Here is a 19,441-nt window from a genome sequence, read left to right on the forward strand (position 1 = left end):
TCGGTCATCACGTGCAGATCGATCTCGGCCATGGCGACACGCTGATCATCGAGCATGCCCGCATTTCCGATCTTCACGCCGAGCAGTTCATTCTTTCCAACGAGGTGACGGGCGCCTCGAGCTCACAGACGCCCTACCTGCTCAGCAGCAATTCGCACGTCTATACCGAGTCGCTGCTGACGACCGGCGACAGCGTGAACGGCTACAAGATGGCCGGCATTCCCGACGGCCTCGGCGCGTTCGACAACGGCGACGGCACCTTCACCGTCCTGATGAACCATGAGCTTCCCGGAGCGGCCGGAATTGCCCGGGCGCATGGCGGCACCGGCTCGTTCGTGTCGGAGTGGGTCATTGACAAGACGACGCTGCAGGTCGTCTCGGGCAAGGACCTCATCCATGACGTCTGGATGTACGAGGGCGGCACCTATGTCGACCACAACGCCGGCAACAGCCCGGTGACGTTCAACCGGTTCTGTTCGGCAGACCTTGCCGATTCCGGCGCGTTCTACAATGCGCAGACGGGTCTCGGCTTCGACGGCAGGCTGTATCTCACCGGTGAAGAGGGGGGTGTCGAGGGACGGGCCTTCGCTCACGTCGTCGGCGGCTCCCAGGACGGTAACAGCTACGAGCTGGCCTGGCTCGGCAACATGGCCTACGAGAACGTGGTCGCCAATGCGCATACCGGGGACAAGACCGTCGTCGCCATGATGGATGACGGCCAGAACGGCCAGGTCTACTTCTATTCCGGCACCAAGCAGGCGACCGGAAATGTCGTCGAAAAGGCCGGTCTGACCGGAGGCCATCTGCTCGGAATTCACGTCGGCGAGTTCGAAGGTTCCGCGAACAATGCGCCGAGCAGCACCAGTGCGCTGGGTACCGACGAGAAGTCCGCCTTCACCATGATCGATCTCGGCGACGTCAGCGGCAAGACCGGCGCGCAAATCGACGCGGACAGCGAGACTGCGGGCGTAACGAGCTTCCTGCGGCCGGAGGACGGCGCATGGGATACACTCAACCCGAACCGCTTCTACTTCGTGTCGACGAATGCGTTCAACGCACCGAGCCAGCTCTGGGCGCTGGACTTCACCGACGCGTCGCACCCCGAGCTCGGCGGCACCATCAAGCTGCTGCTCAACGGCAGCGAAGGTCAGAAGATGCTCGACAACATTGCCGTCGATTCGCACGGCAAGCTCATTCTGTCCGAGGACGTCGGCAACAACGCCCACCTCGGCAAGGTCTGGCAATACGATCCTGCGACCGACTCGCTCACACAGCTTGCCGAGCACGATCCGAGCCGTTTCGTTACGGGAGCTGCGAACTTCCAGACCCAGGACGAAGAGGCATCGGGCGTCATCGACGTCTCGCACATCCTCGGGAGCGCCGGGGAAAACGTCTACCTGATCGACACCCAGTCTCACCTCAACGTGGGAGGGGAGCTCGTCGAAGGCGGCCAGCTGCAACTGATCCACCAATATCTCGTCTGACGCCAGTCGCCCGACGAGGATGTTGCTCAATGCGGAGGTGTCGGCTCCCCGGCCGGCACCTCTGTCATTGTCAAACGGCTGTCATGAATCATCGACAGTTAGGAGCAGTTTTATCGCTTCTTCGGTGAAGGGCGATCGGTTCGGGACAATCACCTCATCGTAAGCCGCGGAGTAATTGCGTGTGATGTTGGCTACGCAAGCAGGCCCTTCCACGGATGCAGGATCGGAACTGCGTGCCGCCGTTCGATCGTGCCGCACGGCCCTTGCGGGCATTGCAGCGTTCAGCGGATTGATCAATATCCTCAGCCTGACCGGCTCCCTCTACATGCTGGAGGTGTATGATCGCGTGCTGCCTGGCCGAAGCGTATCCACGCTGGCGGGCCTGACGATCATTGCGGCCCTGCTGTTCGTCTTTCAGGGTACATTGGAAGTGGTTCGCGGCCGTATGCTGGTTCGCATCGGGAACCAGATCGACTGGCGCATCAGTGACCGCATCTACGATCTGGTGGTTCGCCTTCCGCTGCGCACACGCGGCGGCGGAGACGGGCTGCAGCCGGTTCGCGACGTCGACACCGTTCGATCGGTGATGTCGGGCCCTGGCTTGCCAGCCCTGTTCGATCTGCCTTGGTTGCCGTTCTACCTCGCCATCTGCTTTGCTTTCCATCCGCTGATTGGCGTGACGGCGCTCGGCGGTGCACTCGTGCTGGTGATGTTGACGCTGGTCACCGATCGACTGTCGCGGCAATCCGTCCGAAAAGCGTCGAGCTATGCCGCCGCACGCAATCGCCTTGCGGAAGCCAGTCGTCGCAACGCGGAAGTTCTGATCGCAATGTCGATGTCGTCTCGGTTTCTGGAGCGATGGCGCAAGCTGGGCGATGCTCATCGCAGGCAGCAAAGGATCGCCAACGATATCTCGGGAGGTTTCGGCGTCACGGGACGGATACTGCGCATGATGCTGCAATCGGCCGTGCTCGGAGTCGGGGCCTATCTCGTCATACGACAGGAAGCATCCGGCGGAATCATCATTGCCAGTTCTATCCTGACGGGTCGCGCACTTGCGCCCGTCGACGTCACGATCGGCAACTGGAAGAACTTCATCGCAGCTGCCCAAAGCTGGCAGCGCCTCACCGGGCTCATGTCGGCGTTGCCGGCGTCAGCCGACAAGCTGCCTTTGCGGCCGCCGGAACGGCTCCTCGTCGTGGACAAGTTGTCCGTCCCGGCTCCTGGATCGGAAAAGCTCCTTGTTGCCGATGTCAGCTTTCATCTGAAGGCAGGCAGCGGGCTCGGCATCGTCGGCGCCAGCGGCTCGGGAAAATCCTCGTTGGTGCGCGCCCTGGTCGGCGCATGGCGGCCATCACGCGGCGTTGTCCGGCTCGACGGCGCATCGCTCGAGCAATGGTCGCCTGACGCACTGGGAAATCATATCGGGTACCTGCCTCAGGACGTCGAATTGTTCGAGGGTACCATCGCCGAGAACATCGCACGGTTTGCTCCTGATGCTTCGATGGAGCAGATCCTTGCCGCTGCCAATGCCGCCGGCATCCACCAGCTCATCGTCAGCCTGCCCGATGGGTACAACACCCAGATCGGCGAACAGGGCGCACTATTGTCGGCGGGCCAGAGACAGCGCGTGGCGCTCGCGCGGGCGCTGTATGGAGATCCTTTCCTGGTCGTGCTCGACGAACCAAATTCCAACCTGGATATCGAGGGCGAAGAGGCGCTGACGCGCGCAATTCTCGCCGTTCGGGCCCGAGGCGGTGTCGTCGTCATCGTCGCACATCGCTCCAGCGCGCTGGCTGCCGTGGACTTTGTGATGACGATGTTCCATGGCCGGCAGCAGGCCTTCGGGCCCAAGGAAGAAGTGCAGTCGCTGCTGGCGAGGCGGGAAGCCGGGCCGCCGGCCGCGCCATTCAAGGTCGTTGTCCCTCAATCGGCCGCATCCACATGACCACCGCGATACACGGCGAAGATCGCAGCATGCGTCATCATCTGCTTGCCGGAATCATTCTGGCGGCAGGGTTGACCGGCGGCATCGGCGGCTGGGCCGCGACAACCGAGCTGTCGGGAGCGGTCACCGCCGCTGGATCGGTGGTCGTCGACTCCAATGTCAAGAAAGTCCAGCACCTCACCGGCGGGATCGTCGGCGAGCTGATGGTTCGCGAAGGCGACCATGTCCGCGCCGGTGAGACATTGGTGCGGCTCGACGAAACCGCCCTGCGTGCCGGCCTCGCCATCTATACGAAGGGATTGGACGAGATGCGCGCCCGCAAGGCTCGTCTTGCCAGCGAGCGGGACGGTGCCGACCATCTCGTCGTTCCGCAGGAGCTGCTGGATAACGCTTCTGCGGAATTCGCTGTTGCGCTTGGCAGCGAACGTAAGCTGTTCGAGTTGCGCGCCACCGCGCGTCGCGGCCAGAAGTCCCAGCTTCGCCAGCGAATCGCGCAGCTCGAGGATGAGATCCGCGGCTATGCTGCCTTGCAGCAGGCCAAGGCGGAAGAGATCGAATTGATTCAGCGTGAGCTGACCGGAGTGCGTGGGCTCTGGGAGAAGAATCTCGTCCAGATAAACCGTCTCACCCTCCTGGAGCGCGAAGCCGCGCGGCTCAAGGGCGAGCTGGCGCAGTCGATCGCCTCCACGGCCCAGGTCCGGGGCAAGGTCACCGAAATCGAGCTGCAGATCCTGCAGATCGACCAGGACCTCAGCAGCGAAGTTGCCAAGGAATTGCGCGAGATCGACGGCAAGATTGGCGAATTCGTCGAGCGCAAGGTGACGGCCGAAGATCAACTGAAGCGGGTTGACATACGCGCTCCGCAAGCCGGCGTGGTTCATCAACTCAACGTCCATACGGTGGGCGGCGTGGTAAGCCCGGCCGACCCCGTCATGCTGATCGTGCCGGAAGCCGACCTGTTGATGGTGGAAGCCAAGGTTTCTCCGGCCGACATCGACCAGCTCTACGTCGGTCAATCGGCAAGCCTGCGGTTCTCTGCCTTCAACCAGCGCACCACGCCGGAGATCGAGGGGAAGGTCAGCCGCATCTCCGCCGACGTGATGCCGGATCAACGCACCGGCCAGAACTTCTACACCATCCGTGTCTCGATATTGCCCGAGGAGCTGGCGCGACTCGGCAATGTCAAGCTCGTGCCCGGCATGCCGGCGGAAGTCTTTGCCAAGACCTACGATCGCAGCATCCTGTCGTATTTCACCAAACCCCTCCTGGACCAGGTTGCCCGGGCGTTCCGCGAGCGTTGATGCGGGGCGATGCAAATTGGCCCGCTAGGTCTGCAGGCGAGTGGCCCGTTCAGGCACGATCGACCGCCCGGTGACCCTCTCCCCTGATCATGCCATCCTGCCCCTGTTTTGCCCGACAAGTCAAATTCGAATTCGGAAAAGGCGTAACCCATTGATCCGGCTGGTGCCGCCTACTGTGCATGGGGTTGTTTTTCGACTTTGCAGGAACGCTCTCGGCAAGCGCAAACTGAGCCCGTCAACTGTCCGGGATCGTTCGATACTGCAGGGTGGCAGGAAGATGGATGGTGGGCGCACAAGGGATCGAACCTTGGACCTCTCCCGTGTGAAGGGAACGCTCTCCCGCTGAGCTATGCGCCCGGGACCATCATGCAGGCGGCCGGATTTCGGCCGGCCGTCACATCGGAGCCCGCGATTTAGAAGTGCGGGCCGAAGGTGTCAAGTTTTCAGGCGCCGCGGGCGCGGAAAACCTTCGGCAGGTCACGCGATCCGCAACGGAAGCCGGATTCTGGGCCGGTTACGCGCCCTGCTGGCGGGCGCGGGAGGCATGGGACTGGAGCGCACGGATGCGCTCGGCGAGCGTTCCGCCGCCTTCGGGCAGGCGGGCCGCGGGAGCGCCGCCCGTCTTGGCGTCGTTGGCCGGGCGCGGTGCCGGCTTCGCCGGCTGGCCGGCCTCGGCCGCGAGCAGGGCCTCGATCGGCGAGTTCGGGCCTTCGAGCTGCATCGCGAGTTTTGCGACTTCCGCCGCGATGTCGTTGATGCGCTCGCGCAACAGCGCGTTCTCCATGCGCTCGGTGGCCCAGGAGCTCTCCGCCTGCTGCTGGATCGCGTTGATGTCGCGCTGAAGCTTGGCGCGCTCGTCGCGTGCGGTGCGCAGCTGCTCCTCCAGCGCGGCTTTCTCGGCGCGCAGCGACTCCATTGCAGCCGACGACTTGCCGCCGCTCAAGGCGGCGATCTCGACGCGCAGCTCCTTGATGGTGTGCTCGTTGCTCTCATTGGCCTGGCGCAGCTGGTTGTTCTCATAGTCGCGCTCGGCGAGCAGCTTGCCTTGCGTGGCGAGGCGTCCCTCGAGGTCGGCGACGCGGCCGGACAGCATCTCGGCTTCCTTGACCTGCACGATGAGCTGGCGATCGAGCTCGGTGACGCGCTGGCTCAGATTCTCGACGCGGCCGCGGGCCTCGCTGAGCTGGCGCGAGGCCGTCTCGGATTCGGTCCGTTCCTGCGCCAGGCGCGCCTGCGTGGCGGCAAATTCCTTCTCGGCATCGCCGACGCGGCTCTTCAATTCCTCGATCTGCGCGCGCACCGCGATGAGCTCGACCTGGCGGCTCTCCGCCATCATCGAGCGGTCGGACAGTTCGGAGTTGATCTTGGCGAGCTCGGCCTGCTTGTCGGCCAGCGCAATTTCGGCGGCGCGCAAGGCTTCGGTCTTGGCGTTGAATTCCTCCTCCGTGGCGCGCAGCTGCTCCTTCACCGCCCTCTCGCGCGCCTCCAGCGCGAAGATCGTGGCGTTCTTCTCGCCGAGCTCGATCTTCATGCGGTTGATGGCGTCGCTCTTCTTGCCGAGCTCGGCGAGCTGGCTCGTGGTCTTGTTCTTGAGCTGATCGACGCTCATCTCGAGCCGCCGCGCCGACATGGCGAATTCGGCGCGGAGCTGGTCCTTGTCGGCCTGGATCTCGGCCATCGACAGCGGGGTGGCGGCCTCGAGCCGGCGCGTGGTCAGGCGCACGGCGCGGTTATGCACCAGCGGCACGATCGCGAGCCCGCACAGCATCGAAAGCAGGAAACCGATCGCCAGGTACATGATCGGTTCGACCATGGGCCAGAACTCCCAGAGCTAAGGAAAAATTTACCAACGACAATGCATGCGGGGCCGGCAAAAAGCCAGCCCTGGCCTGTCGTTAACCTTGATCCCTAGGTGGATGGGAGGAAGTGGACCTTAGAACGGGTTCCAGGTCGCCCGCGGGGTGAATTTGAGATAGCCGATATTGGCGCCCAGCCGCAGGCCGAGGCCGGAGCGGATCGGCACCAGCACGATGTTGTTCGCGGTGAGCGCCGTCATGCCGAAGCCGCCGATGATGTAGGCCGAGCCGTCAATGCCGCCGAAGCGCTGGTAGATCGCGTTGGTGGCTGGCAGGTTGTAGACCAGCGTCATGGTGCGGGCGCCGTCGCCGCCCCAGTCGAAGCCGAGCGAGGGGCCCTGCCAGTAGACTCTGAGGTCGCCGGCATTCTTGGTGTAGAGCGTGCCTTCACCGTAGCGCAGGCCGGCGACGAAAGCGCCGGAGCCTTCCTCGCCCAGGATATAGCCGTTGGGCAGGCCCCATTGGCTGACCGCCTTCTCGATGATCGAGGCGAGCCCGCGCGAGACGTTGCCGAAGAATCGGTGGCCGGCCGTGACGAGTTCGTCCGGCCCATAGGTGCTGGGCGTCGGGGTCCGCTGCGGCGGCGGCAGGTCGGGCGGCGGCGCCTGCTGGGCGGAAGCCGGCACGATCCAGCCGACCATCGCGGCAAGCGCGAGCGCAGCAAGGCGTGATGCGAAAGTCATAAAGAACCCCTGGTACCGAATCCGGTCGCTTCCTTAACCTGACGCCAACAGGCACGGCTCTAGGTTGCGCCGGATGTCCCCTCGACTCGGATGTTATCCGCAGCAACTATGACGGCACAACGGCAGGAAGATAGCCCTTTGCGCCCCGGAATTGCCTTGATCGGCCGCCGCGTCTGCCTGTTGGCCGGCATTTGGATCATCTGCTCGGGGGCGCCGGCATGGACCGCCACCACCGAGCGGATCGTCGTCAACCGCTTCACCGGCGTCGCCATCGAGGGCTTCGACCCCGTCGCTTATTTCGTCACGGGCACGGCCGAGCAGGGGAGGGCGGAGTTCGAGGCGAATCTCTGGGGCGCCGTCTGGCGCTTCCGGAACGAGGGCAACCGCGCCTCTTTCCTGGCCCATCCCGAGATCTACGGACCGCAATTCGGCGGCTATGACCCGGCGGACATCGCCCGCGGCGTCACCGTTGCCGGCAATCCCTATTTCTTCGCGATCGTGGCGCAGCGGCTCTATCTGTTCAGCCGGGAAGCCAATCGCGACGCCTTCATCGCCAATCCCGAGCGCTTCCTCTATGAGGTGGGCAAGCGCTGGCCGGCGCTCCAGGAACAGCTCGGTCAGTAGCAGCCTACCGCCTGCGGATCGCCCCAGGCGATGAACTCGGGGACGATGAAGCCGGTGTCGCTGCGCTGGCCGAAGCGGAGCTCACCGCCCTTGCCGTCGGTCACCCTGCCGCCGGCCGCGGTCACGACCGCGCAGCCGGCCCCGACATCCCATTCCGAGGTCGGCCCGAAGCGGGGATAGATGTCGGCGCTGCCTTCCGCGATCCGGCCGAATTTCACGGCTGAACCGATAGTCCTTCGGACGGCATTGGGCCTGTCGTCGATGAACGCCTCGCTCTTGGGATCGCCATGCGAGCGGCTCACCGCCGCGATCCAGGGCTCCCCTCGCGTCGGCAGCTTGCGGGTCTGGATCGGCTCGGCCGCCCCGAGGGTTGCGCCGTTGACCTTCATCCGCTCGGCGCCGCGGCCGACGATGCCGCGCCAGAGCAGGCCGAGCGCGGGCGCGCTGACGATGCCGAGCAGCGGCTCGCCCGATGTCACGAGGGCGAGGTTGACGGTGAACTCGTCGCGGCCGGCGACGAACTCCTTGGTACCGTCGAGCGGATCGATCAGGAAGAAGCTGCCCTGAAACGGCGGGGAGGCGAGCTGGGCCCGCTCTTCCGACAGCGTCGGAACGTCGCCCGCGAGCTGCGCCAGGCCGTCGGCGATGATGCGGTCGGCGGCAAGGTCGGCCTCGGTCACCGGCGAGCCGTCCTGCTTGCCTTCGATCCGCATGGCGGCGCGGTCGACGGCAAGGATCGCCTGGCCCGCCTTCACCACCAGCGCAGTCAGCGGCTCCATCAGGCCGGATGCGGCCGCCCCGTCGATGATCCGCATCACCTGCATGCCTCATTCATCGGCAATTCCGTTCCCCGTCCACTGATTCGCTTTATGGCCTCCCCGAGCCGATCGCAAGCTAGCTGCCGCGGGCTTGCGAATGTTAGAACCCACAGCATCCGTCAAGCATGCGTGATTCGCGGCTCCAGCGCCGTGCAATTCCAGGAACCCTCCAGGACCCCTTTATATGTCTGACGCCTCGTCGCCCGCGCCCGTTACTGCTCCCGATATGCTCGAACTCGCAGCGCTCCTGTGCTCGCGGGTCTGCCACGATCTCATCAGCCCCGTCGGTGCCATCGTCAACGGGCTCGAAGTGCTCGACGACGATCCCAAGCCCGAAGACCGCGAGTTCGCGCTCGATCTGATTCGCAAGAGCGCCAAGACCGCCTCGGCCCGCCTCCAGTTCTGCCGCCTTGCTTTCGGCGCCGCCGGCTCCTCCGGCGCGCAGATCGATCTCGGCGATGCCCAGACCATGGCGCGCGGCCACATCGAGGACGGCAAGTGCGCGATCACCTGGAATTTGCCGCGGCTGCTGCTGCCGAAGAATCGCGTCAAGCTGCTGCTCAACATGCTGGTCGTCGCCCAGCATACGATCCCGCGCGGCGGCATGCTGACGATCGACCCGATCGGCGAGGGCGAGACGATGAGCTTTCGCATCACTGCGACCGGACACAATGCGCGTTTGCCGCAGAACATCGCCGAGCTCCTGAGCGGCGAGCGTGGCCCCGCCGCGGATGCGCATGCGATCCAGCCTTATTATACGCGGCTGCTCGCGCAGGCCTGCGGGCTCACGGTGACGCTCAAGCCGGAAGGCGAAGCCATCATCGTTTCCGCTTCGTAAACATACGCGTCGCGCCCGGCTTCTTAATCGAATCTTTACGAGGCGCCTCGGCTTGTCCGGGGCGCCTTATCTCTTTGTTGGTCCCGTTCTTTTGCACATACTCAACCAATATTAAACGCTTTGCGGTGAAGCTGGTCCCATTCCGAAATGGCGCATCACGCCTCGTGCGCGCCCTTCCTGTATGAAGGCCTGTTTTCATGGATGATCTGTTGCGGGAGTTTTTGACGGAGACCAGCGAGAGCCTGGACACCGTGGACAATCAGCTGGTGAAGTTCGAGCAGGAGCCGAACAACGCCAAGATCCTGGATAACATCTTCCGCCTGGTCCACACCATCAAGGGCACCTGCGGCTTCCTCGGCCTGCCCCGGCTCGAAGCGCTGGCGCATGCCGGCGAGACCTTGATGGGCAAGTTCCGTGACGGCATGCCGGTGACCGGGCAGGCGGTGACGGTGATCCTGTCCTCGATCGACCGCATCAAGGAGATCCTGGCGGGCCTGGAGGCGACCGAAGCCGAGCCGGAGGGCAACGACCGCGACCTCATCGACAAGCTGGAAGCGATGGTCGAGCAGGGCATGGCGGCGATGTCAGCGTCGGCTTCGCCGATCGCGGCAGGCTCGGCGCAACCGATGCCGTCGGCCGGTGCTGCTGCTCCCGTCACTGAGGCTCCGCCGCTGGTGCCGGAAGCCCCGGCTGCCGCTGCGCCTGCGCCCACCAAGGAGCTGACCACGGGCATGCTGATCGAGCAGACGCTGGAGCGTCCGTTGCGTCCGGGCGAAGTCTCGCTCGACGAGCTCGAGCGCGCCTTCCGCGAGACCGCGATCGAAGCGCCGGTGCCCGCGCCCGTTGCCAAATCTGAAGTCAAGGCCGAGCCCGCGCCGGCTGCCGAAGTCCCGGCTCCTGCTGCGAAGGAAGCCGCCAAGGAGAAGGCGCCCAAGGAGAAGGCCGCGCCGAAGAAGTCGATGGCCGACGAGGGCGCCTCCGAGGGCGACCGCATCGCCAACCAGTCGATCCGCGTCAACGTGGATACGCTGGAGCACCTGATGACCATGGTCTCCGAGCTGGTCTTGACCCGCAACCAGCTGCTGGAGATCTCGAGGCGCAACGAGGACACCGAGTTCAAGGTGCCGCTGCAGCGCCTCTCCAACGTCACCGCCGAGCTGCAGGAAGGCGTCATGAAGACGCGCATGCAGCCGATCGGCAATGCCTGGCAGAAGCTGCCCCGCATCGTCCGCGATCTGTCGAGCGAACTCGGCAAGCAGATCGAATTGGAGATGCACGGCGCCGACACCGAGCTCGACCGCCAAGTGCTCGATCTGATCAAGGACCCGCTCACCCACATGGTGCGCAACTCCGCCGATCATGGCCTCGAGACCCCCGCCGAGCGGCTGGCTGCCGGCAAGGGCGAGCAGGGCACCATTCGCCTGTCCGCCTATCACGAGGGCGGCCACATCATCATCTGCATCGCCGACAACGGCCGCGGCCTCAACACCGAGAAGATCAAGGCCAAGGCGATCTCCTCGGGTCTCGTCACCGAGGCCGAGCTCGAGAAGATGAGCGAAGCCCAGATCCACAAGTTCATCTTCGCGCCGGGCTTCTCGACCGCGGCCGCCATCACCTCGGTGTCGGGACGCGGCGTCGGCATGGACGTGGTGCGCACCAATATCGACCAGATCGGCGGCACCATCGACATCAAGAGCGTGGCCGGCGAAGGCTCGAGCGTCACCATCAAGATCCCGCTGACGCTCGCCATCGTCTCGGCGCTGATCGTGGAAGCCGCCGGCGACCGCTTCGCCATCCCGCAGCTCTCGGTGGTCGAGCTGGTGCGTGCCCGCGCCAATTCCGAGCACCGCATCGAGCGCATCAAGGACACCGCGGTCCTTCGGCTGCGCAACAAGCTGCTGCCGCTGATCCACCTGAAGAAGCTGCTCAAGATCGACGACGGCGCGGCCTCCGATCCCGAGAACGGCTTCATCGTGGTGACCCAGGTCGGCAGCCAGACCTTCGGCATCGTGGTCGACGGCGTGTTCCACACCGAGGAGATCGTGGTCAAGCCGATGTCGACCAAGCTGCGCCACATCGACATGTTCTCCGGCAACACCATTCTGGGCGATGGCGCGGTGATCATGATCATCGATCCCAACGGCATTGCGAAGGCGCTCGGCGCCGCCGGCTCCTCGGCTCATGACATGGGCGAGGACGCGGCCGGCCATCACATCGGCTCGGGCGAGCAGACCACCTCGCTGCTGGTGTTCCGCGCCGGCTCGTCCCAGCCCAAGGCGGTCCCGCTCGGGCTCGTCACCCGCCTGGAAGAGCTGCCGGCCGACAAGATCGAGTTCAGCAACGGCCGCTACATGGTGCAGTACCGCGAGCAGCTGATGCCGCTGGTGGCCATGGAAGGCGTCACCATTGCCAGCCAGGGCGTCCAGCCGATCCTGGTGTTCGCCGACGACGGCCGCTCCATGGGCCTCGTCGTCGACGAGATCATCGACATCGTCGAGGAACGGCTCAACATCGAGGTCGGCGGTTCAAGTTCGGGCATCCTGGGCTCGGCCGTGATCAAGGGCCAGGCCACCGAGGTGATCGACGTCGGCCACTTCCTGCCGATGGCGTTCTCCGACTGGTTCACCCGCAAGGAGATGAAGCCGTCGATGCATTCGCAGTCGGTGCTGCTGGTCGACGACTCGGCCTTCTTCCGCAACATGCTGGCTCCGGTGCTCAAGGCCGCCGGCTACCGCGTCCGCACCGCGCCGACCGCGCAGGAGGGCTTAGCTGCGCTCCGCGCCCAGAGCTTCGACGTGGTGCTGACCGACATCGAGATGCCCGACATGAACGGGTTCGAGTTCGCCGAAGTGATCCGGTCCGACAACAACCTCGCCGCGACGCCGATCATCGGCCTGTCGGCGCTGGTGTCGCCGGCGGCGATCGAGCGCGGCCGTCAGGCCGGCTTCCACGACTATGTCGCCAAGTTCGACCGTCCCGGGCTGATCGCGGCGCTGAAGGAGCAGACCGCGGGCGCCGCCGGCGCTTCCGAGCTGAGCCGGGCCGCGGCGTAACCCAGGGGATCAGGAGATAGGCTTATGGCCAGCAACAAGACCCAGTCCAGCGAAGGCGCCATGGTCGAATACGTCACCGCGATGATCGGCGGCCAGCTGTTCGGCCTGCCGATCTCCCGCGTCCAGGACGTGTTCATGCCCGAGCGCGTCACCCGCGTTCCGCTGTCCTCGCGCGAGATCGCAGGCGTGTTGAACCTGCGCGGCCGCATCGTCACCGTGGTCGACATGCGCGCCCGTCTCGGCCTGCCCAAGGCCGAGGACGGCAAGGTGCCGATGGCGGTCGGCGTCGACCTGCGCGGCGAATCCTATGGCCTGCTGATCGACCAGATCGGCGAGGTGCTGCGCCTGCCCGAGGCCGGCATGGAAGAGAACCCCGTCAACCTCGACCCCCGCATGGCCAAGCTCGCCGGCGGCGTCCACCGCCTCGACGGCCAGCTCATGGTCGTCCTCGACGTCGATCGCGTCCTCGAGCTCGCACCCGAGATGATGGCGGCCTGATACGGCGGCATCGTCGCCGACGGACTTGCAATTGGAAGTGCCCCCGCAAAAGGGGAGGAAGCAGAGGTTCACATGCGCACTTGTCTCGTCGTTGATGATTCCAGCGTCATCCGCAAGGTTGCGCGGCGGATCCTGGAGGGCCTCGACTTCCAGATCCTCGAAGCCGAGGACGGTGAGAAGGCGCTGGAGGCCTGCAAGCGCGGCCTGCCCGATGCGGTGCTGCTCGACTGGAACATGCCCGTGATGGACGGCTATGAGTTCCTCGGCCATCTCAGGCGCATGCCCGGCGGCGATCAGCCCAAGGTGGTGTTCTGCACCACCGAGAACGACGTCGCTCATATCGCGCGCGCGCTGCATGCCGGCGCCAACGAGTACATCATGAAGCCGTTCGACAAGGACATCGTGACGGCGAAATTCCAGGAAGTCGGCCTTATCTGAGCGATCGCCCGGAGGCTGAACGGATCCTTCGGCGCCTGCTTTCAACCATACCGTTTCAGTCTGAGTTGGTGAGTAATGAGTGTTGCGTTCGCAGGGAATTCGACCACGACGCCGTCGCGCGAAGCGGGGCCGCTGCGGGTGATGGTCGTCGACGACTCCGTCGTCATCCGCGGTCTGATCTCGCGTTGGATCGGCGCCGAGCACGACATGGAGGTCGCGGCCTCGCTGCGCACGGGGCTCGAGGCGGTCAACCAGATCGAACGCATCAACCCCGACGTTGCCGTGCTCGACATCGAAATGCCCGAACTCGACGGCCTCTCGGCGCTGCCGCAACTGCTGGCGAAGAAGCGCGATCTCGTCATCATCATGGCCTCGACGCTGACCCGCCGCAACGCGGAGATCAGCTTCAAGGCGCTGTCGCTCGGCGCGGCCGACTACATCCCGAAGCCGGAATCGACGCGCGAGGCATCGGCGGCCGACATCTTTCATCACGACCTGATCCAGAAGATCCGCCATCTCGGCGCGCGGCTGCGTCGCAAGGCTGCGGTTGCGAGCCCGCCGCTGGCGCCCGCAAGCCCGGCTCCGGCCGCGCGCGGTCCTGTTGCGCGGCCTGCCGTGCCTGCGCCCACTCCGGCCGTGCATGCCCCGTCGTCAGGACCGCTGTCGACGCGTCCGTTCTCGACCCAGGCGCCGAAGGTGCTGCTGATCGGCTCCTCGACCGGCGGTCCCCAGGCGCTGATGTCGCTCGTCACCGAACTCGGCCCGGTGATCGACCGCTTCCCGGTGCTGATCACCCAGCACATGCCGCCGACCTTCACCACCATCCTTGCCGAGCATCTGGCGCGTTCGAGCCGCCGGCCGGCGAGCGAGGCAGTCGACGGCGAGCCGGTGAAGGCCGGACGGATCTACCTTGCGCCCGGCGGCAAGCATATGCGCGTCGTGCGCAGCGGTGCGGATGCCGCGATCTCGCTCGATGACGGGCCGGCGGTCAATTTCTGCAAACCCGCGGTCGATCCGCTCTTCACCTCGGCCATCGACGTCTGGCATGGCAATATCCTCTCCGTGATCCTGACGGGCATGGGCTCGGACGGCATGCGCGGCGGCAAGGACATCGTCGCCGCCGGCGGCAGCGTCATCGCACAGGACGAAGCCTCGAGCGTGGTCTGGGGCATGCCGGGGGCGGCGGCCAATGCCGGCATCTGCGCGGCGATCCTGCCGCTCAATCAGATCGGCGCCAAGGTCAATCGCCTGTTCGCGGGAGACCGCTCGTGACGCCGACGGATTACGACTACCTGCGCAAGTTCCTGAAGGAGCGCTCCGGCCTCGATCTCTCGGCCGACAAGCAGTACCTGGTCGAGAGCCGGCTGCTGCCGCTCGCCCGCAAGGCAAGCCTTCCCGGCATCCCCGACCTCGTGCTGAAGATCAGGAACGGCGACGGCCGCCTTGCGACCGACGTGGTCGAAGCGATGACCACCAACGAGACTTTCTTCTACCGCGACAAGATTCCGTTCGACCATCTGCGCGAGACCATCCTGCCGGGCCTGATCCAGGCGCGCGCGGCGCGCAAGAGCTTGCGCATCTGGTCGGCGGCCTCGTCGACCGGGCAAGAGCCCTATTCGATCGCGATGTGCGTGAAGGAGATGGGCGCGGCCTTCGCCGGCTGGCGCATCGAGATCGTCGCCACCGACCTGTCGCAGGAGGTGCTGGAGAAATCCAAGGCCGGCGTCTACAGCCAGTTCGAGGTGCAGCGCGGCCTGCCGATCCAGCACCTGATGAAGTACTTCACGCAAGTCGGCGAACTCTGGCAGCTCAATGCCGACATTCGCGCGATGGTGCAGTTCCGCCAGCTCAACCTGCTGCAGGACTTCTCGCATCTCGGCACGTTCGACGTGATCTTCTGCCGCAACGTGCTGATCTATTTCGATCAGGACACCAAGGCGGTGATCTTCGAGCGCATGGCGAAGGCGATGGAGCCCGACGGCACGCTACTGCTTGGCGCTGCCGAGTCCGTCGTCGGCATCACTGACGCGTTCCGCCCCATGACCGACCGTCGCGGTCTCTATCAGCTCAACCCCGCGCGCTCCGGCCGGGCGATGGGCGGATTGATGCCGCCGACATTGAAGGTGGCAGCGGCGAGGTGATTGGCCGAACGGCAGGCGATCTCACCGAGCGTTGTCGTTGCAAATGATCGGCAACAACTGACGGACATCGCTTCGCCTTAAAGCGCGATGGGATTAGGATGAATCGTCATCGCGCTGTTGTTTGAGCATGATCCTTTCGGAAAACCGCTGCGCACTTTTCCGGATCATGCGCGAGGCGCTTCCCACGCGTTTGCGCATTGCAGACTACTCAGCTACCGGCGCAACAGGAGGGGCGTGCCGCGATGCAATGCAATCGCGGCCCTGATCAACCTCTGACGGTTGTGCTATGCTGCCGATCGTCCCGCCGAACCGAGGCGGGATTCCATTCCATCATGAACCATACTGGGGAGGACATACCATGCGAATGTCTTGTGCCTCGTATTTCTTGTTGGCAGCGCTTTCGTTACCCGCCACTGCTCTCGCCGGTGAGCAGGTGCTCGAGTTCAAGCTCGTCACCAAGCCGATGGATGTCAAAGTCACCGAGGTCGCGAACGTCGAAGGCCAGATGGTCATGTCCGGCAAAATGTTTGGCGTTGCCTTCTTCAAGGATGGACGCATTGCCGTGAAAGATTTTGTCAATTCCTCCGACCTGCTCAAGGGCTCAGGACCTATCTTTGGCTACAGCACCTACACCTTCGACGATGGCTCCTCGATCACGGCGCGCTACGCCGGCGCGGTCAAGGACGGCAAAGCGAAGGGCGAATATACGATCTTGTCGGGCACTGGTACGTACGCGAACGCGACGGGCACCGGCGGATTCGAAAGTGTTCAAAGCGGGTTCAAGGGCGCATTCCTGTACGATGGAAGATTCATCGTCAAGACACCCTAGGTCAGCATGTGCGCTCGCGTCCCGTTCCGACGAGGTCGCGAGCGCATCTCACAAGATCGCATGCGGCAGAAACCGCGAGCGGTTGCCGGTGATCGGACTTTCGTCCTCGCGGATCGAGAGGCCGCACGGCTCGTGGTTCACCAGCCAGCTTCCCACCACCGGATAGAAGCTCGAAAAGTTCGGAAGCGGTGACAATGCCTGGCGCACGAAACCTTCGGCGCCGTAGGGACCCGCCTGCTCGTCGAGCGGCATCCCGCCGGACACCAGCGTGACGTTGGCGCCTTCGCGCGACAGCAGCGGCTTGCGGACATAGGACGTTCCGAGCTCCGCGGCGCGCGGATCGTCCTCGAAGAAGGCCGGCAGCAGATTGGGATGGTTCGGAAACATCTCCCAGAGCAGCGGCAGGATGCCCTTGTTGGAGAGCACCGCCTTCCACGGCGGCTCGATCCAGCGCGTGGTTGCATCCTTGAGCTTTGCACCGAACGCGTCCTGGAACATCCACTCCCAGGGATAGAGCTTGAAGGCCAGCGCGATGTCGCCATCGTCGAGATCCACGAAGCCGCCGCCTTCGTCGCGCCAGCCGACTTCTTCGATGTCGAGCAGCCTGGTCGAGAGCCCGGCCTGGCGCGCGGTGTCTTCGAGATAAGCGAGCGTGCCGGCGTCTTCCTCGTTGCCCGTGATGCCGGTGAGATGGACGTGGTGGCCGGCCGCGATCTCCTTCCACGCCGCGATCAGCCGCTCATGGATGGAGTTGAACTGATCGGCGCGCGACGGGATGATGCGCCGCTCGATCGCCTGCTCGAGCCAGGTCCATTGAAACACCGCGGCCTCGAAGATCGAGGTCGGCGTATCCGCGTTGTATTCGAGCAGCTTTGCCGGACCCTTGCCGTCGAACTTCAGGTCGAGCCGGCCGTAAAGGCTGCGGTCGTCGCGCTCCCAGCTCTCGGCGATCAGGCTCCAGAACGCTTCCGGTATCTTCAAGCGCCGCAGGCAGCGCTCGTCGCCGATGACGCGGCCGGCGAGCTCCAGGCACATCGCGTCGATCTCGCCGGTCGGCGTCTCGATGCCGCGCTCGATCTCGTCGAGCGTGAAGCCGTAATAGGCGCTCTCGTCCCAATAGCGTTCGCCGTCGATGGTGTGGAAGACGAAGCCACATTGCTCGGCGGTGTGCCGCCAGTCGTCGCGCTCGGGACAGGCGATGCGCTGCATGGATCAGCCGCCGCCGGAGAAGCCATGGCCGAACGAGCCGAAGCCGCCGCGGCTCACGCTATGGGAGCCCGAATCGGACGACGTTCCCGACGAGGAATGGCTCGAGGAATCGCTGCTAAAGAAACTCGATCGCGACGACCAGCGCGAGCCGCTGCCGCCTGATGAACTGCTGCCGCTGCTGCTGCAGGTCGTCGTCGTCTGGCCCGGTATGGCGCCGGGAGAGGGCTCGCAAGTCTGCCGCGGCATCAGCGTGTAGGCGGTGGTGCCCACCGCGATCGTGCCCATCACGAGGAGGGCGACATGGCCCGAGCGCTTCACCGGCGGCCGCGGCGCTGGCTCGGCCACCGGCCGGCGCTTGCCGAACTCCTTCTTGGTAGGTCTGTCGGCCATGTCAGTAGATCATGCTGGCGGCGTTGAGCAGCCCCGCGGCGAGCGAGGACAGGCCGAGCCAGATCGCCGGGGCAAGCTCGCCGGCGGAGATCCGTTCCGAAAGCTTGGGGACCGGGACCTTGACGAGGAAGAACACGATGACCTGCACGACCAGCGCGATCGTCGCCCAGATCAGGCAGTCCAGCACGTTGGCCGAATGCGCGATGGCGCTCACCAGCGGCGCCACGAAGCCGAGCAGGCTGAGCCCGAGCGCGATCGCCGCCGCCGGCTCGTTGTCGCGGATGAGCTGGAATTCGTTATGGGCCGTGATGCGGGTGTAGACGAACAGATAGGCCACGATCGCGATCAGCCCGGTGCAGAAATAGACCAGGAAGGCGGGCAGGCCGGAGAGTGATTGCAGGATCATCGTTCCCCCATCGTGCAGCGACCATTCGTCGGCAGGGGAAGGGTAGTGGTTCAAACGTTAGGGAGGGATGAAGTCGTATCGACAGCGGCTGTCGCGCCTCTCCCGCAAGCAAGCGGGAGAGGGAGAATACGTGCCCAAAAACAAAAACCCCGCCATTTGCGGCGGGGTCCAGGCTGGGAGGAGCGAGCCCCGAGGCTCGCGACGTAACCCAGGAGATCAGGCGGGAATGCGCTCTTCGTGCTCGTGCGGCTCGCGCAGCACGTAGCCGCGGCCCCACACGGTCTCGATGAAATTGCGGCCCTCGGAGGCGTTGGCGAGCTTCTTGCGGAGCTTGCAGATGAAGACGTCGATGATCTTCAGCTCCGGCTCGTCCATGCCGCCATAGAGATGGTTGAGGAACATTTCCTTGGTGAGGGTCGTGCCCTTGCGGAGCGAGAGGAGCTCCAGCATCTGATATTCCTTGCCGGTCAGATGCACGCGCTGGCCGCCGACTTCCACCGTCTTGGTGTCGAGGTTGACGACGAGGTCGCCGGTCTGGATGACCGACTGGGCATGGCCCTTGGAGCGGCGCACGATCGCGTGGATGCGGGCCACCAGCTCGTCCTTGTGGAAGGGCTTGGTCATGTAGTCGTCGGCGCCGACGCCGAGACCCTTGACCTTGTCCTCGATGCCGGCGAGGCCGGAGAGGATCAGAATCGGTGTCTTGATCTTGGAGACCCGGAGCTGCTTGAGCACGTCGTATCCGGACATGTCGGGCAGATTGAGGTCGAGAAGGATAATGTCGTAATCGTATAATTTACCGAGATCGACGCCTTCTTCCCCCAAATCGGTCGTGTAGACGTTGAAGCTCTCCGACTTCAACATCAGCTCGATCGACTGCGCGACGGCGCTGTCATCTTCAATCAGCAAAACGCGCATGCCAGTT

General features: G+C 64.6%; 18 protein-coding genes and 1 tRNA gene. 11 read left to right on the forward strand and 8 right to left on the reverse strand.

Going from position 1 to position 19,441, the window contains the following annotated elements; translation table 11 throughout:
* Window positions 1-11: 11 nt before the first annotated feature.
* The 3 genes from FJV43_RS23935 (at window position 12) to FJV43_RS23945 (ending at window position 4,733) form a co-directional block, all read left to right on the forward strand.
* Window positions 12-1,484, forward strand: coding sequence for a DUF839 domain-containing protein (locus tag FJV43_RS23935; protein WP_239629573.1), 1,473 nt, complete (start codon window positions 12-14; stop codon window positions 1,482-1,484).
* A 184-nt stretch (window positions 1,485-1,668) separates the two neighbouring features.
* Complete coding sequence (locus FJV43_RS23940; RefSeq protein WP_239629575.1) at window positions 1,669-3,432, forward strand: type I secretion system permease/ATPase; 1,764 nt, start codon at window positions 1,669-1,671, stop codon at window positions 3,430-3,432.
* Window positions 3,429-4,733 carry an HlyD family type I secretion periplasmic adaptor subunit gene (locus FJV43_RS23945; protein WP_239621560.1) on the forward strand — a complete coding sequence of 435 codons (1,305 nt, stop codon included), beginning with the start codon at window positions 3,429-3,431 and terminating at the stop codon, window positions 4,731-4,733. The genes FJV43_RS23940 and FJV43_RS23945 overlap by 4 nt, the downstream gene beginning before the upstream one ends.
* A gap of 282 nt (window positions 4,734-5,015) precedes the next feature.
* On the opposite strand, the gene FJV43_RS23950 is transcribed toward FJV43_RS23945, so the two are convergent.
* From FJV43_RS23950 to FJV43_RS23960, 3 genes are all read right to left on the reverse strand, one after another.
* Window positions 5,016-5,090, reverse strand: a tRNA-Val gene (locus FJV43_RS23950).
* A 157-nt stretch (window positions 5,091-5,247) separates the two neighbouring features.
* Window positions 5,248-6,546, reverse strand: a complete 1,299-nt coding sequence (locus tag FJV43_RS23955) for a hypothetical protein (protein ID WP_239621561.1) — start codon at window positions 6,544-6,546, stop codon at window positions 5,248-5,250.
* Between the two features lie 120 nt (window positions 6,547-6,666).
* Window positions 6,667-7,272, reverse strand: a complete 606-nt coding sequence (locus tag FJV43_RS23960; protein WP_035679986.1) for a DUF1134 domain-containing protein — start codon at window positions 7,270-7,272, stop codon at window positions 6,667-6,669.
* Window positions 7,273-7,410: 138 nt separating this feature from the next.
* Here FJV43_RS23960 and FJV43_RS23965 point away from each other — a divergent pair, with 138 nt between their 5' ends.
* On the forward strand, window positions 7,411-7,896 hold the full coding sequence (locus FJV43_RS23965; protein ID WP_239621562.1) for a YHS domain-containing (seleno)protein: 486 nt from the start codon (window positions 7,411-7,413) through the stop codon (window positions 7,894-7,896).
* On the opposite strand, the gene FJV43_RS23970 is transcribed toward FJV43_RS23965, so the two are convergent.
* Window positions 7,890-8,720, reverse strand: a complete 831-nt coding sequence (locus tag FJV43_RS23970; protein WP_239621563.1) for a 3'(2'),5'-bisphosphate nucleotidase CysQ — start codon at window positions 8,718-8,720, stop codon at window positions 7,890-7,892. The genes FJV43_RS23965 and FJV43_RS23970 overlap by 7 nt on opposite strands.
* 178 nt (window positions 8,721-8,898) lie before the next feature.
* Between FJV43_RS23970 and FJV43_RS23975 the strand changes: the two genes are divergently transcribed.
* The 7 genes from FJV43_RS23975 to FJV43_RS24005 all read left to right on the forward strand — a co-directional run bounded on the left by FJV43_RS23975 (window position 8,899) and on the right by FJV43_RS24005 (window position 16,511).
* Window positions 8,899-9,552: a histidine phosphotransferase family protein gene (locus FJV43_RS23975; protein ID WP_239621564.1), complete on the forward strand. Its 654-nt coding sequence runs from the start codon at window positions 8,899-8,901 to the stop codon at window positions 9,550-9,552.
* A 197-nt stretch (window positions 9,553-9,749) separates the two neighbouring features.
* Window positions 9,750-12,605, forward strand: a complete 2,856-nt coding sequence (locus FJV43_RS23980; protein ID WP_239621565.1) for a hybrid sensor histidine kinase/response regulator — start codon at window positions 9,750-9,752, stop codon at window positions 12,603-12,605.
* Between the two features lie 24 nt (window positions 12,606-12,629).
* Window positions 12,630-13,103: a chemotaxis protein CheW gene (locus tag FJV43_RS23985; protein ID WP_239620020.1), complete on the forward strand. Its 474-nt coding sequence runs from the start codon at window positions 12,630-12,632 to the stop codon at window positions 13,101-13,103.
* 72 nt (window positions 13,104-13,175) lie between these two features.
* Window positions 13,176-13,541 (forward strand): response regulator, encoded by a 366-nt coding sequence (locus FJV43_RS23990; RefSeq protein ID WP_007600538.1) that lies wholly within the window; start codon window positions 13,176-13,178, stop codon window positions 13,539-13,541.
* A 75-nt stretch (window positions 13,542-13,616) separates the two neighbouring features.
* The gene (locus FJV43_RS23995) at window positions 13,617-14,813 is read left to right on the forward strand and encodes a chemotaxis response regulator protein-glutamate methylesterase (protein ID WP_239621566.1); all 1,197 of its coding nucleotides are present in this window, start codon (window positions 13,617-13,619) and stop codon (window positions 14,811-14,813) included.
* Window positions 14,810-15,682, forward strand: a complete 873-nt coding sequence (locus FJV43_RS24000; protein WP_239621567.1) for a protein-glutamate O-methyltransferase CheR — start codon at window positions 14,810-14,812, stop codon at window positions 15,680-15,682. Before FJV43_RS23995 ends, FJV43_RS24000 begins: the two co-directional genes overlap by 4 nt.
* Window positions 15,683-15,968: 286 nt before the next feature.
* Window positions 15,969-16,511, forward strand: coding sequence for a hypothetical protein (locus FJV43_RS24005; protein WP_239621568.1), 543 nt, complete (start codon window positions 15,969-15,971; stop codon window positions 16,509-16,511).
* Between the two features lie 48 nt (window positions 16,512-16,559).
* Here the strand turns inward: FJV43_RS24005 and FJV43_RS24010 are convergent, their stop codons facing one another.
* The 4 genes from FJV43_RS24010 to FJV43_RS24025 form a co-directional block, all read right to left on the reverse strand.
* Window positions 16,560-17,720 carry a glutathionylspermidine synthase family protein gene (locus tag FJV43_RS24010; RefSeq protein ID WP_239621569.1) on the reverse strand — a complete coding sequence of 387 codons (1,161 nt, stop codon included), beginning with the start codon at window positions 17,718-17,720 and terminating at the stop codon, window positions 16,560-16,562.
* A 3-nt stretch (window positions 17,721-17,723) separates the two neighbouring features.
* Window positions 17,724-18,110 carry a hypothetical protein gene (locus FJV43_RS24015; RefSeq protein ID WP_239621570.1) on the reverse strand — a complete coding sequence of 129 codons (387 nt, stop codon included), beginning with the start codon at window positions 18,108-18,110 and terminating at the stop codon, window positions 17,724-17,726.
* Window position 18,111: 1 nt separating this feature from the next.
* Entirely contained in the window at window positions 18,112-18,516 is a 405-nt protein-coding gene (locus tag FJV43_RS24020) for a DUF350 domain-containing protein (protein ID WP_239621571.1), read from the reverse strand.
* A 216-nt stretch (window positions 18,517-18,732) separates the two neighbouring features.
* Window positions 18,733-19,434, reverse strand: a complete 702-nt coding sequence (locus FJV43_RS24025) for a response regulator transcription factor (protein ID WP_008138878.1) — start codon at window positions 19,432-19,434, stop codon at window positions 18,733-18,735.
* Window positions 19,435-19,441: the final 7 nt, after the last annotated feature.

This window comes from Bradyrhizobium sp. I71 (genome assembly GCF_022354745.1).
In the GTDB taxonomy this organism is placed as follows: domain Bacteria; phylum Pseudomonadota; class Alphaproteobacteria; order Rhizobiales; family Xanthobacteraceae; genus Bradyrhizobium; species Bradyrhizobium liaoningense.